This window comes from Lysinibacillus fusiformis (genome assembly GCF_003049525.1).
In the GTDB taxonomy this organism is placed as follows: domain Bacteria; phylum Bacillota; class Bacilli; order Bacillales_A; family Planococcaceae; genus Lysinibacillus; species Lysinibacillus fusiformis.
In genome coordinates this window covers 32,316-45,978 of sequence record NZ_PYWL01000014.1, presented here as the reverse complement: position 1 = coordinate 45,978, position 13,663 = coordinate 32,316, and the positions used below count along the sequence as shown (strand labels likewise).

14 protein-coding genes are annotated in these 13,663 nt (G+C 38.6%); all 14 read right to left on the bottom strand.

Translation table 11 applies throughout. The features are described 5' to 3' along the window. Positions 1 to 4: 4 nt before the first annotated feature. A complete protein-coding gene (gene rpsS / locus C9J29_RS20730; protein WP_089986390.1) occupies positions 5 to 283 on the bottom strand; it encodes a 30S ribosomal protein S19 in 279 nt (92 codons plus the stop codon). A gap of 60 nt (positions 284 to 343) precedes the next feature. Then, on the bottom strand, positions 344 to 1,174 hold the full coding sequence (gene rplB / locus C9J29_RS20725; protein WP_008181913.1) for a 50S ribosomal protein L2: 831 nt from the start codon (positions 1,172 to 1,174) through the stop codon (positions 344 to 346). Between the two features lie 48 nt (positions 1,175 to 1,222). Continuing rightward, complete coding sequence (gene rplW, locus C9J29_RS20720) at positions 1,223 to 1,507, bottom strand: 50S ribosomal protein L23 (RefSeq protein ID WP_008181914.1); 285 nt, start codon at positions 1,505 to 1,507, stop codon at positions 1,223 to 1,225. Further along, positions 1,507 to 2,130, bottom strand: coding sequence for a 50S ribosomal protein L4 (gene rplD, locus C9J29_RS20715; protein ID WP_012296062.1), 624 nt, complete (start codon positions 2,128 to 2,130; stop codon positions 1,507 to 1,509). The genes rplW and rplD overlap by 1 nt, the downstream gene beginning before the upstream one ends. 26 nt (positions 2,131 to 2,156) lie before the next feature. Then, positions 2,157 to 2,786, bottom strand: a complete 630-nt coding sequence (gene rplC, locus C9J29_RS20710; protein WP_025116441.1) for a 50S ribosomal protein L3 — start codon at positions 2,784 to 2,786, stop codon at positions 2,157 to 2,159. Between the two features lie 46 nt (positions 2,787 to 2,832). Then, a complete protein-coding gene (gene rpsJ, locus C9J29_RS20705; RefSeq protein WP_004233624.1) occupies positions 2,833 to 3,141 on the bottom strand; it encodes a 30S ribosomal protein S10 in 309 nt (102 codons plus the stop codon). A 356-nt stretch (positions 3,142 to 3,497) separates the two neighbouring features. Next, complete coding sequence (locus tag C9J29_RS20700) at positions 3,498 to 4,808, bottom strand: Na+/H+ antiporter family protein (RefSeq protein WP_036147910.1); 1,311 nt, start codon at positions 4,806 to 4,808, stop codon at positions 3,498 to 3,500. Between the two features lie 153 nt (positions 4,809 to 4,961). After that, positions 4,962 to 6,941 (bottom strand): FtsX-like permease family protein, encoded by a 1,980-nt coding sequence (locus C9J29_RS20695; RefSeq protein ID WP_043990828.1) that lies wholly within the window; start codon positions 6,939 to 6,941, stop codon positions 4,962 to 4,964. Then, complete coding sequence (locus C9J29_RS20690; RefSeq protein WP_107922711.1) at positions 6,931 to 7,692, bottom strand: ABC transporter ATP-binding protein; 762 nt, start codon at positions 7,690 to 7,692, stop codon at positions 6,931 to 6,933. Before C9J29_RS20690 ends, C9J29_RS20695 begins: the two co-directional genes overlap by 11 nt. A gap of 96 nt (positions 7,693 to 7,788) precedes the next feature. Next, on the bottom strand, positions 7,789 to 8,805 hold the full coding sequence (locus tag C9J29_RS20685; RefSeq protein ID WP_096365627.1) for a sensor histidine kinase: 1,017 nt from the start codon (positions 8,803 to 8,805) through the stop codon (positions 7,789 to 7,791). Positions 8,806 to 8,811: 6 nt separating this feature from the next. Beyond that, positions 8,812 to 9,501, bottom strand: a complete 690-nt coding sequence (locus C9J29_RS20680; RefSeq protein ID WP_008181776.1) for a response regulator transcription factor — start codon at positions 9,499 to 9,501, stop codon at positions 8,812 to 8,814. 157 nt (positions 9,502 to 9,658) lie between these two features. Next, the gene (gene tuf / locus C9J29_RS20675) at positions 9,659 to 10,846 is read right to left on the bottom strand and encodes an elongation factor Tu (protein WP_008181778.1); all 1,188 of its coding nucleotides are present in this window, start codon (positions 10,844 to 10,846) and stop codon (positions 9,659 to 9,661) included. A gap of 136 nt (positions 10,847 to 10,982) precedes the next feature. After that, on the bottom strand, positions 10,983 to 13,061 hold the full coding sequence (gene fusA / locus C9J29_RS20670) for an elongation factor G (RefSeq protein ID WP_025116447.1): 2,079 nt from the start codon (positions 13,059 to 13,061) through the stop codon (positions 10,983 to 10,985). Positions 13,062 to 13,150: 89 nt separating this feature from the next. Then, on the bottom strand, positions 13,151 to 13,621 hold the full coding sequence (gene rpsG, locus C9J29_RS20665) for a 30S ribosomal protein S7 (RefSeq protein ID WP_025116448.1): 471 nt from the start codon (positions 13,619 to 13,621) through the stop codon (positions 13,151 to 13,153). Between the last annotated feature and the right edge of the window lie 42 nt (positions 13,622 to 13,663).

The following is a 13,663-nucleotide window of genomic DNA, read 5'->3' as shown; positions in this document are numbered from 1 at the left end:
AAAATTAGCGTCTTGTTTTCTTGTCGTCTGCACCGTGACCTTTGTAAGTACGTGTCGGTGCGAACTCACCAAGTTTATGGCCTACCATATCTTCTGTTACGTATACAGGAACATGTTTACGTCCATCATATACAGCAATCGTTAAACCGATAAAGTTCGGAAAGATTGTAGAACGGCGTGACCAAGTTTTGATAACTTGTTTTTTCTCAGAAGCCTCTTGTACTTCCACTTTTTTTATTAAGTGGTCATCGACAAAAGGTCCTTTTTTCAAGCTGCGACCCATGTAGGAACCTCCCTCTGTGATTCCACCACGGCTCTCACATAGAACCGTAGTTTAACCACTTTATTTTTTACGACCACGGATGATAAATTTATCCGATTTGTTTTTCTTCTTGCGAGTTTTGTAACCAAGTGCTGGTTTACCCCAAGGAGTCATTGGTGATTTACGTCCGATTGGAGAACGTCCTTCACCACCACCGTGTGGGTGATCGTTAGGGTTCATTACAGAACCACGAACTTCTGGGCGTTTGCCTAACCAACGGCTACGACCTGCTTTACCGATGTGTACAAGTTCGTGTTGTTCATTACCAACTTGACCGATTGTAGCGCGGCAAGTAGCTAACACTAAACGTACTTCACCAGATTGAAGACGAACGATTACGTACTTTCCTTCACGACCAAGTACTTGAGCAGAAGTACCAGCAGAACGTACTAATTGTCCACCTTTACCAGGTTTTAACTCGATGTTATGGATTGTAGTACCCATTGGAATGTTTGCTAATGGTAAAGCGTTACCTACTTTAATATCAGCATCCGGACCAGAAACGATTGTTTGACCAACCTCTAGACCTTTAGGTGCTAAGATATAAGCTTTTGCTCCATCAGCGTAATTGATTAATGCGATATTCGCAGAACGGTTTGGATCATATTCAATAGTAGCAACTTTTGCCGGAATGCTATCTTTAACACGTTTGAAATCGATAACACGGTATTGCTTCTTATGACCACCACCATGATGACGAACAGTGATTTTACCTTGGTTGTTACGACCAGCTTTGCGTTTAGTTGGTTCAAGCAATGATTTCTCAGGCTTGTTAGTTGTAATTTCCGCAAAGTCTAATGACGTCATGTTACGACGACCATTAGAGGTAGGTTTATACTTTTTAATCGCCATTGTGTTTTCCCTCCTTCTTGAGTGTTCAAATCATAAATCCACTAGGGATTACATTTCGAATAATTCGATTTCTTTGCTATCAGCAGTTAATTTAACAATCGCTTTACGACGTTTGTTAGTGTAACCACCGTAACGGCCAACGCGTTTGAATTTACCTTTGTAGTTAAGAACGTTTACTTTCTCAACATTTACACCAAAGATTTCTTCTACAGCGTCTTTTACTTGAGTTTTATTAGCGCGAGTGTCTACTTCGAAAGTATACTTTTTCTCTGCCATAAGTTCTGAAGAACGCTCAGTAATGACCGGACGTTTTAAAATATCACGTGCTTCCATTATCCAAGCACCTCCTCAACTTTTTCTACTGCAGATTTAGTGAATACAACTTTTTCGTGACCTAAAAGATCAAGAACGTTGATTCCATTTGCAGTTAAAACTGTTACACCAGGGATGTTACGAGCAGATAATGCTACGTTTTCATCTAGGTCAGCAGTTACGAATAAAGATTTTTTCTCTAAAGAAAGATCTTTAAGGATTTTTGTGAATTCTTTTGTTTTTGGTGCTGCTAGAGTTAGAGCATCAAGAACTAAGAAGTTTTGTTCTACTACTTTAGCTGATAAAGCAGATTTAAGAGCTAAGCGACGAACTTTTTTAGGTAATTTATAAGAATAGCTACGTGGAGTAGGACCGAATACGATACCACCGCCGCGCCATTGTGGAGAACGGATAGAACCTTGTCGAGCACGACCAGTTCCTTTTTGACGCCATGGCTTACGACCACCACCAGCAACTTCAGAACGGTTTTTAACCTTGTGATTACCTTGACGTAGAGAAGCGCGTTGAGCTACTACTGCGTCGAATAATACTGCTTCATTTGGCTCGATTCCGAAGATCGCATCGTTTAATTCGATTTCACCAACTGAAGCACCTGTTTGACTAAGTACAGATACTTTTGTCATTCCTGTTTCCTCCTTTCCTTAAGTGATTACTTAGCTTTAATTGCAGTTTTTACTGTAACTAGAGCTTTTTTAGAACCAGGAACATTACCTTTAACAAGTAGTAAGTTACGATCTGTATCAACTTTCACGACTTCTAAGTTTTGGATTGTAACTACATTGCCACCCATTTGACCAGGTAATTTCTTTTGTTTAAATACGCGGTTCGGAGCAACTGGACCCATTGAACCAGGACGACGGTGGTAACGAGAACCGTGGGCCATAGGACCACGAGATTGTCCGTGGCGTTTAATTACACCTTGGAAACCTTTACCCTTAGTAACACCTGTTACATCGATTACATCGCCTTCTGCGAAAATTTCTACTTTGACTTCTTGACCAACTTCGTACTCTTCCACGTTCACGTTGCGGAATTCACGAATGAAGCGCTTAGGAGCAGTGTTCGCTTTTGCTACGTGACCTTGTTGTGGTTTGTTAGAAAGCTTAACGCGCTTATCTTCGAAACCAACTTGAATTGCTTCGTAGCCGTCTGTTTCAACAGTTTTCTTTTGAAGTACTACGTTTGGAGTAGCTTCGATAACTGTTACCGGGATTAAATCGCCGTTTTCAGCGAAAACTTGTGTCATACCAATTTTTCTACCTAAGATTCCTTTAGCCATTTGTCACACCTCCTGTAAGTTTTAAAAAGTTATATTGTTTTTACCATTAAAGTTTTATTTCGATATCAACGCCAGATGGTAAATCAAGTTTCATTAACGCATCAACAGTTTGTGGTGTTGGGTTAACGATATCGATCAGACGTTTATGCGTACGCATTTCGAATTGTTCACGAGAATCTTTGTACTTGTGAACAGCACGAAGAATTGTGTACACAGACTTCTCAGTTGGAAGTGGAATCGGACCTGATACACTTGCACCTGAACGTTTTGCAGTTTCCACAATTTTCTCAGCAGATTGATCTAAAATACGGTGATCATACGCTTTTAAACGAATACGAATCTTTTGTTTTGCCATTATTTTCCCTCCTTCTCGCCTATTTTCTAGACATTCTCCACGAAAATTTTCCCACACACCGCCATGGCAAAGCGGCCGGGTGTGTCGGCAACCTCTCGCTTCATCGCAGTCAAAGACCAACATTCAACATTATATACAATAAAAAAAGAATAAGCAAGTCTTTTCGCTAAATTCTTTTAAATGTTGCAGATATTCTTAGTACTACTATTACTTCGCTTTGTTAAGCCGTTTATTAGTATATAAAATTTCACTACATATTGCAACACCTAAGGTTATCAAGCAACAATGTCGAACATTTCAAATAACTTATGAAGTCTTTTTAAATAGTAGTACCCCTTTAGTACCCCTTCTTACTTCTATAGAAAGAACACACATGCAATCCAACCAAATAGAATTAGTGGAATGTTAATGAATATAAAAGTAGGAACACAGGTGTCCCAAATATGATGATGTTGTCCATCTACATTTAATCCTGCTGTTGGACCTAATGTAGAATCTGATGCTGGAGAGCCTGCGTCGCCTAAAGCTCCTGCTGTACCTATTAAACAGAGGATCGCTAATGGGCTCATTCCTAACCCTTGTGCAAGAGGAACAAATAGTGTCGCGATAATTGGCACTGTTGCAAAGGAAGAACCAATCCCCATTGTCACAACTAATCCTATGACTAACATAATAAATACCGCTAAACTTCTATTTCCTTTTAAAATAGTTATAGAGCTTGTAATTAAGCTATCCACATGTCCAGTAGCATTAATGACCGCAGCAAAGCCATTTGCGGCAATCATAACAAATCCTATAAAGGCCATCATCTTCATTCCTTCGGATAGAATGTCATCTGCCTCTTTCCATTTCAGCGCCCCTGTAAAATACATAACCATAATACCTGCAAAGGAACCAACAATCATAGAATCTGTTAACACTTGAGCACATAATGATACGACTAATGCAAAGGCTGTGGAAAACATCACAAATTTGCTGACATTAACATGAAGAGAATCAGCCTCTATTTCATTATTTTTATAATGCCTTGGCTTACGATATACAATAAAGGCTGTAAATAATCCAACCAACATACCTAGCACTGGAATCGCCATTGCCACAGGAACATCACGTGAGGATACTACCATCCCAGCCTCAGACACCTGTGTAGCAACGATATCTTGAAAGATCGCTCCAAAGCCAGCTGGTACAAAGCTATAAGTACCGATTAAGCCCACTGCAATTAAGGTTGCCACTAGACGTCGATCGACCTCTAGCATATTTAAAATTTTTAAAACAGGAGGAATCAATAGTGGAATAAAGGCGATATGAATAGGTATGACATTTTGAGATAAAATGGACATCAAGAAAATAAGGAAAAAAATTAAGACCTTTACTAAACCTTTGCGATTGCTTTCACTATTTAAAATCTTTAGCATCCCTGTAATCATCAATTCAGGTATCCCTGTTTTGGCAATGGCGATGGCAAAGGCGCCAAGTAAGCCATAGCTTAATGCTATCGTTGCACCTGCCCCTAACCCTTCTGTAAATGATTCTACTGTTGCCTCAATGCTCATTCCGCTTGTAAGACCGCCTACAAACGCTCCTAGCACTAAAGAAAGAACGACATTGATGCGAAGTAGGCTTAATATTAACATAACGGCTACCGCCACTATTACTGCATTCATTGTTACACTCACTTTCATACACTAAATTACTAACATGTTAAAGATTATTATTCTGATAATTGAAAGTCAAGGTTTTTCATCGTTCGAAGCAATAAAAAAAACAGTATGATCTATTTAGCATCACACTGTTTCTAAGTTTTACTTATTTAATTGTTACAATGATTCTCGAACGACTTTTTTATAATAGCCTACCGACAGAATGGCAAAAATCGTATACAACGCTATATAACAGCACATTGCAATCCACAAGGGTGCCGTTAACTCTGTACCAAATAAAAACCATCCTGATTTAACAGCAAAATAACTATGCAATAGTCCAATTATTAAAGGGACTCCAAAATTAAAGGCTTGTTTCATATATATGCCTCTCATAATATCTTTTTCTGCAAAGCCAATTTTTCTGAGGATTGTATAGGAACCACGCTCTTCCTCTGCCTCAGACATTTGTTTGAAGTACAGAATGCTACCAGTTGTCATTAAGAAGGCTAATCCTAAAAAGGCAGTTGTAAAAATAGTGAGACCTAATGATTCAATATTATCTTTACGCTTCTCTTCATATGAAGATTGAGTATATTGCTGTGTTTTACCTTCATGATCTTTAGTTATAATCACCCCGGCATTTGTCTGTACATATAATTTTTCTGCCATTACTAAGTCTTCTTTTGAATTAATAGTAATAGATGATTGTTGATGCCAAGGGTAATGCTCTGATTGCGTAGTTAGACTTTTAAACATGTCATCTGTTATAACAAAGATGGGCCCGCCACCTCCAGCTGTAACAATACCACTAATAATACTTTTATCGTGTACATCTACAACATGAAAAGTTTCTTCAAGCTCCCCTGCAGAAACTACTACATCACGATCTTTCTCTAATGGGAACATCTCAGCCATATACCCGCCATAGTTTGTTAAAATCACTTCATTTCCTGATAGCGAGGCTTCAGGAACACTCTTCTTGTAATCAGAAAGTGGAATCGTATAAATTGTTCCTTCCATATCATATAAAGGATTATCCTGCTGCTTTTTAGACATTAATTGTCCTACGGAAGCTGTTACTCCCTGCAAACGATAATCTATCTTATCGTAGACTATGTTATTTTCCTCTAACGCATGTAAGAAAGACATCCCCTGCTCTTCTAGCAAGATAAAATCACCTGGTACTTGGCTATATGCTGATGCTTCTGAGGAATAGTAGGAGATATAGGATAATGTCGTCACACCTAGTGATACACCTGTTAATACGGTTATAAGCGTTAATGACTTAGCATTGCTCTTCATACGATGCATAATAGGCGTTAATGCCAATACATCCTGAATGGAAAGATGCCCTTTTTTCTTTAAGCGAATTGTGTTCATAATAAACGCTACAGAGAATCGAAAGACCAGAAATGTTCCACCAATTGTAGTAGCTAGAATAATAATCATATTAATAAATAGGTTACCGGCTGATTCAATATCAAACAGCTTTGTTGAAGCATAGTAGCCATAAACAATTAAAACTAGCCCCATAAAGCCTATGGCCATTTGTAATGCACTAAAACGTCTTACACGTTCATCTGCTTGTTTAGCTGCGGTAAATAGTGATAGTAAAGAAACGCGATGGATCATCCAGGCCATTTGTATAAGGACAATCAACAAAAGTATAGTAAATACAATCATGGATTGCTGTAATGCCTGCGTACTAAATGTCATGGTTACAAGAGCTTCTTTCTCAAGTACACGCAATAAAATCATTGCAAACACACGTGAACTAAAGAAACCGGCCAGCATACCTAAAATTACAGCTCCTACAAATAGTAGAATATTTTCGATTGCTAATAGGCGTACAATCAATCCCTTGGTCATGCCAATCAATTGGTACAAGCCTATTTCCTTACTACGACGCTTCATAAATAAATGATTGGCGTACAAGACGAAGAACAAGACGATAAAATATAAAATATAAGTTGCTGCTTTAAATCCAGCTGTCGCCGTTCCACTCATTTGAACAGCATCCCATACTGCAGAATTATTTTGTAATGTTACAAAGGAAAAATATAAAGTAACGCTAAAAATAAGCGCAAAGAAATATAAATAGTAGTGCTTCATATTTTTCTTCATGCTTCTTAACACTAGCTTACTAAGACTCATAACCATCACCGCCTAGCACACTTTGCGTATGCATGATTTCCTGGAAAAAAGCCTGTCTTGATTTATCCCCTTTATAAAGCTCACTATAAATAAGACCATCCTTTAAAAATAAAACACGTGTACAGAAACTTGCAGCTACTGCATCATGCGTAACCATCATGATTGTCGCTTCTTTTGTCTCATTAATATTTTGTAGATTTTGAAGCAAGGCTGTTGCTGATTTGGAATCTAATGCACCAGTAGGCTCATCTGCAAATACCAATGATGGATTTGTAATAAGTGCACGCGCAGCGGAAGTACGCTGTTTTTGCCCTCCGGATATTTCATTGGGGTATTTATTTAAAATTTCTGTTATGCCTAGTAAGGATGTTAGCTCTTTTACACGGCTTTCAGCAACTGCTCTAGGCAATTTACTGATTGCTAAGGGGAGAAGAATATTTTCCTTTACAGTTAATGTATCTAATAAATTATAATCTTGAAATATGAAACCTAATTGCTCTCTACGGAAGTTGGCCAAAGCCTTTTCCTTCATTCCCCTTAAATTATGACCGTTTATTTCAATGACTCCTTCTGTTGCAAAGTCGATTGAACATAAGACATTTAAAAGTGTTGTTTTTCCTGATCCAGAAGGTCCCATAATACCTACAAATTCACCTTTACTTACTTTCAAATCAATACCCTTTAACACTTCCTGAGCCGTTGATTTCTTTCCATAAACTTTTTTTATTTTACGACCAATTAACACTGTCACTGATAAACGCCCCTCTCTATATTCCAAGTGTACCCTGTTGCACCTATTCATTCGTGCGTTTTACATGACAATATAAAAAGGTAGGTGACATTTTCGTCATCTACCTGTTAGTTTGACATATTCATTTTGTAATGGGAACCGTAGCGTAAATAATGAACCCTCACCTACATTCGATTGAACATTTATACGGATACCTATTTTTTGCGCCACATTATATGCTAAGTAAAGACCCATACCAGTAGACTGAGTAGATTCTCTCCCTACGTTACCTGTATATGACTTTTGAAAAATTCTAGGTAAATCCTCCGAAGGTATACCAACACCCATATCTTTAATATGTAATAAAGTCGCACCTGCTGGGTCAAGTTCAGTAAAAATCGTTACCTCTGAATTGGCTGAACTATATTTTATGGCGTTCGAGAGAATTTGACGTACAATAAATGCTAGCCATTTACCATCTGTCATCACCTTTTCAGTCAGTTCATCTACTTCAAAACCAATTCCCTTTTCTATACACCAGGCTTGCATAGCTCGAATCTCTTTATAAACAATTGGTTTCAACTCAATTTCAGTTAAATAATTGTCCTTTTCTATAGAAGTAAGTCTAGTTTGGTGCAGCTGTTGATCGACTAACAGATGTAGTCTTAACCATTCATTTTCTAATTTTCGACGTGTGGATAAATCCTCCACATGGTCTAACATTAGATTAATAGTTGTTAAAGGTCCTTTTACTTCATGAACCCATGCCAGCAACTCATCTGAATACTCTTGGAGCTGCACTTTGGCCTGATTCAATTCCATATTCTTTTCATGAAAGACATCCTCCATTTTTCGAAAGCCCACTTCTTGAAAAGGTGATAATGATAAGCTACTTTTATGGGCTTCATCAAGATGACTATCCATATTTCCCAGGAAATCATTTAATTTCCCAACTTCAGCGATAAAGCGCCATACGAAAAAGAGTGCGAAACTAACAAGCAAACTAACATTTACATACCAAATAGACACACTATTTAAACCAACATCTAAAGAAAATAGCACGTTTAATAGTACCATTATAAATGCAAAAAAACCGATCCATGCAAAGCGCTCTTTTATAAATAATAGTAACAAATTAGTTCACGTCCCTTGGGTTACTGCTATATAGCCAAGTCCTTTTTTGGTTAGAATCACTTCATGTAGGCCAATATCCTCTAGCTTTGCACGTAAACGGTTAACATTCACCGATAAAGTATTATCGTTTACAAAACGTTCATCATCCCACAGTTTTCGCATTAATTCATCTCTTGAGACGATATGATTAGCCTGTTCCACTAAAATGCGCAATATAAAGAGTTCATTTTTTGTTAAGGAAGCTATAGCTCCATCACACATAATTTCACTCCTTGCATAATCAATAACGGCTTCGTTAAAGCGTGTAACATCCATCTTTGCTTCAACATAGTCATATGTTCTTCGTAAAATAGCCTGTGCTTTAGCGAGTAATACTTCCATATGAAAGGGTTTTTGTATAAAATCATCTGCTCCCATTTGCATGGCCATCACCATATCCATTGGATGATCTCGCGAGGATAGAAAAAGGATTGGCACATTGGAGAGATGACGAATTTCTCGACACCAATGAAAGCCATCATAGGCAGGCAACTGAATATCAATTAGCACAAGATGTGGCTTCACTTCTATAAAATCATCCATCACCTTTTGAAAATTTTTAGGTCCAACAACTTGTAATGACCATTGTGCAAAACGTTCTTCAATCATACTAAATATCGACGGATCATCTTCTATCAGTAAAATTTTCATCTCCATATTCAAATCCCTTTCTGCTTAATTATTTAACCTAGATGACATGCTGGCTGTTATGTATTCATACACTAATTAAAAGCTTAATTACTTTTATTTTAACATAAAAAACCAATCTGTAAGCGTCCCTACAGATTGGTTTGACTATTAGCGAAAGCTAAAATTATTTTTGGATAGAAGCAACTACGCCAGCGCCTACAGTACGGCCACCCTCACGGATAGAGAATTTAGTACCTTCTTCAAGAGCGATTGGAGCGATAAGTTCAACTGTCATTTCGATGTTATCACCAGGCATTACCATTTCAACGCCTTCTGGTAAGTTACAGATACCTGTTACGTCAGTTGTACGGAAGTAGAACTGAGGACGGTAGTTAGAGAAGAATGGAGTATGACGGCCACCCTCTTCTTTTGATAAAACATAAACTTCAGCTTTGAAGTTAGTGTGTGGAGTAATTGAACCTGGTTTAGCTAATACTTGACCACGTTGGATTTCTTCACGAGCAACACCACGAAGTAAAGCACCGATGTTGTCACCAGCTTCAGCATAGTCTAATAATTTACGGAACATTTCTACACCTGTTACAGTAGTAGATTTAGCTTCTTCAGCGATACCGATGATTTCAATTACGTCACCAACTTTAACTTGACCACGTTCAACACGGCCAGTTGCAACTGTACCACGACCAGTGATAGAGAATACGTCCTCTACTGGCATCATGAATGGTTTGTCAGTTTGACGTTCTGGAGTTGGGATGTAAGAATCTACAGCGTCCATTAATTCAACGATTTTTTCTTCCCATTCTGCTTCGCCTTCAAGAGCTTTAAGAGCAGAACCTTTGATTACAGGAATATCATCACCTGGGAAGTCATATTCAGATAGTAGGTCACGGATTTCCATTTCTACTAATTCTAATAATTCTTCGTCATCAACCATATCACATTTGTTCATGAATACTACTAAGTATGGAACACCTACTTGACGAGATAAAAGGATGTGTTCACGAGTTTGTGGCATTGGGCCATCAGCAGCAGATACTACTAAGATACCGCCGTCCATTTGTGCAGCACCAGTGATCATGTTTTTAACATAGTCAGCGTGTCCTGGGCAGTCAACGTGTGCATAGTGACGAGTTTCTGTTTCGTATTCTACGTGAGAAGTATTGATTGTGATACCACGCTCTTTTTCTTCAGGAGCGTTATCGATGTCAGCGTATGATTTAGCTGTACCACCCATTTTTTTAGAAAGAACTGTAGCGATTGCAGCAGTTAAAGTAGTTTTACCATGGTCAACGTGTCCGATTGTACCAATGTTAGCATGCGTTTTAGAACGGTCAAATTTTTCTTTAGCCATTAGAGATTGCCTCCTCAAAATTATATGTTTTATTTTTGAAATTTATAGAATGAATGCTGATAGAGAACGGGCCCATCCCCTATCCTGCAATCATAGCTTACAAATTAGTTATACTTTATGCAAGATGAAAATTCAATTATTCACCTTTATTTTTTTTGATGATTTCAGCAGCAATTGATTTTGGTACTTCTTCATAATGATCGAATGTCATTGAGAATACACCACGACCTTGCGTTGCAGAACGAAGAGTCGTTGCATAACCAAACATTTCTGCTAAAGGAACCATAGCACGAACAACTTGTGAGTTACCGCGAGCATCCATACCCTCAACGCGTCCGCGACGAGAAGTAATGTTACCCATGATATCACCAAGGTATTCTTCTGGAATTACAACTTCTACTTTCATCATTGGTTCTAAGATAACAGCATCACATTGTTTAGATGCTTCTTTAAGAGCCATAGATGCAGCAATTTTGAACGCCATCTCATTCGAGTCAACGTCATGGTAAGAACCGAATACTAATTTCGCTTTAATATCGATTAGAGGGTAACCAGCTACTACACCGCGGTCAAGAGAGTCACGAAGACCAGCTTCAACTGCAGGAATGTATTCACGAGGAATTACACCACCAACGATAGCGTTTTCGAATTCAAAGCCTTTACCTTCTTCATTTGGAGAGAACTCAATCGTTACGTCACCATATTGTCCACGACCACCAGATTGGCGAGTGAATTTACCTTGAACTTTTGCAGAGCCACGGAATGTTTCACGGTAAGATACCATTGGAGCACCTACGTTAGCTTCTACTTTAAATTCACGGCGCATACGGTCAACTAAGATATCAAGGTGAAGTTCACCCATACCTGAGATGATTGTTTGTCCAGTTTCTGTGTCAGTGTGAGCACGGAAAGTTGGATCCTCTTCTTGAAGTTTTTGTAAAGCTTGACCCATTTTATCTTGGTCAGCTTTTGATTTTGGTTCTACAGAAAGAGAAATTACTGGCTCAGGGAATTCCATTGATTCAAGAATAACTAGGTTTTTCTCGTCACAAAGAGTATCACCAGTAGTAGTATCTTTAAGACCTACTGCTGCTGCGATGTCCCCAGCGAATACTTTAGAAATCTCTTCACGAGAGTTAGCGTGCATTTGTAGGATACGACCTACACGCTCACGTTTACCTTTAGAAGAGTTTTGTACGTATGAACCTGAATCTAATGTTCCAGAGTACACACGGAAGAACGTTAATTTACCTACGAATGGGTCAGTCATAACTTTGAATGCAAGAGCTGAGAATGGCTCTTCATCAGAAGATTTACGTTCTAACTCTTCGTCACCATCAACAGAAGTACCTTTGATTGCTGGTACATCTACTGGAGATGGTAAGTAATCGATAACAGCATTTAACATTGGGCGTACACCTTTGTGTTTGAACGCTGTACCACAGATTACTGGGTAGAATTCTACTGCGATTGTAGCACGACGGATTGCCGCTTTAAGTTCCGCAACAGAAATTTCTTCGCCTTCTAAATATTTTTCCATGATATCTTCATCAACACTTGCAACAGCATCGATTAATTTTTCACGGTATTCTTCAGCTTGTGCGCGGTATTCTTCAGGAATTTCTCCCTCAGTTACTGCTGTACCTTTTTCGTCACCATAGAAAGTAGCTTTCATTTCAACCAAGTCAATGATTGCAGAGAACTGATCTTCAGCTCCGATTGGTAATTGAATAGGGTGAGCGTTTGCTTGTAAACGATCATGTAGAGTTCCTACAGAATATAAGAAGTCTGCTCCTGTTTTATCCATTTTGTTAATGAATACAATACGTGGAACACCATAAGTTGTAGCTTGACGCCATACAGTTTCAGTTTGAGGCTCAACACCAGATTGAGCATCTAGTACTGTAACAGCACCGTCAAGTACGCGTAATGAACGTTCTACTTCTACAGTGAAGTCTACGTGTCCAGGCGTATCGATGATGTTTACACGATGGCCTGCCCATTGGGCTGTTGTTGCTGCAGAAGTGATTGTAATACCACGTTCTTGCTCTTGCTCCATCCAGTCCATTTGAGAAGCGCCTTCATGAGTTTCACCGATTTTGTGAATCTTACCAGTGTAATAAAGGATACGCTCAGTTGTTGTTGTTTTACCAGCATCAATGTGAGCCATGATCCCAATATTACGAGTATTCTCAAGTGAGAATTCGCGTTTCATAGGAAATTTCTCCTTCCATATTGGGGTAAAGACGATAAAGACTGTATAAGAGACCTTGTGCTAACCAATCCGTTAACACATAGGTTATATTACCAGCGGTAGTGAGCGAATGCTTTGTTCGCTTCTGCCATTTTGTGCATATCTTCACGTTTCTTAACTGATGCACCAGTGTTGTTAGAAGCATCAAGAATTTCGTTAGCTAAACGCTCTTCCATAGTTTTTTCACCACGAAGACGAGCATAGTTAACTAGGTAACGAAGACCTAAAGTTGTACGACGTTCTGGACGAACTTCAACCGGTACTTGGTAGTTAGAACCACCAACACGGCGAGCGCGTACTTCAAGAACTGGCATTACGTTATTTAGAGCAGCTTCGAATACTTCAATTGGATTTTCACCAGAACGTTCTTTAACAATTTCGAACGCACCGTATAAAATCTTTTGAGAAGTACCTCTTTTACCATCAACCATCATTTTATTGATTAAACGAGTTACTAGTTTTGAACTATAAATTGGATCTGGTAACACGTCACGTTTGGAAACAGGACCTTTACGAGGCATGTGTTTTCCTCCTTTCGAATAAATATCGATTATTTTATAAGT

Coding starts and splice junctions, on each gene's coding strand:
- fusA (WP_025116447.1), bottom strand. CDS start 13,061: ATGAAACGCGAATTCTCACTTGAGAATACTCGTAATATTGGGATCATG.
- rpsG (WP_025116448.1), bottom strand. CDS start 13,621: ATGCCTCGTAAAGGTCCTGTTTCCAAACGTGACGTGTTACCAGATCCA.
- C9J29_RS20700 (WP_036147910.1), bottom strand. CDS start 4,808: ATGAATGCAGTAATAGTGGCGGTAGCCGTTATGTTAATATTAAGCCTA.
- rplB (WP_008181913.1), bottom strand. CDS start 1,174: ATGGCGATTAAAAAGTATAAACCTACCTCTAATGGTCGTCGTAACATG.
- tuf (WP_008181778.1), bottom strand. CDS start 10,846: ATGGCTAAAGAAAAATTTGACCGTTCTAAAACGCATGCTAACATTGGT.
- rpsS (WP_089986390.1), bottom strand. CDS start 283: ATGGGTCGCAGCTTGAAAAAAGGACCTTTTGTCGATGACCACTTAATA.
- C9J29_RS20680 (WP_008181776.1), bottom strand. CDS start 9,501: ATGGAGATGAAAATTTTACTGATAGAAGATGATCCGTCGATATTTAGT.
- rplW (WP_008181914.1), bottom strand. CDS start 1,507: ATGGAAGCACGTGATATTTTAAAACGTCCGGTCATTACTGAGCGTTCT.
- rpsJ (WP_004233624.1), bottom strand. CDS start 3,141: ATGGCAAAACAAAAGATTCGTATTCGTTTAAAAGCGTATGATCACCGT.
- rplD (WP_012296062.1), bottom strand. CDS start 2,130: ATGACAAAAGTATCTGTACTTAGTCAAACAGGTGCTTCAGTTGGTGAA.
- rplC (WP_025116441.1), bottom strand. CDS start 2,786: ATGGCTAAAGGAATCTTAGGTAGAAAAATTGGTATGACACAAGTTTTC.
- C9J29_RS20695 (WP_043990828.1), bottom strand. CDS start 6,941: ATGAGTCTTAGTAAGCTAGTGTTAAGAAGCATGAAGAAAAATATGAAG.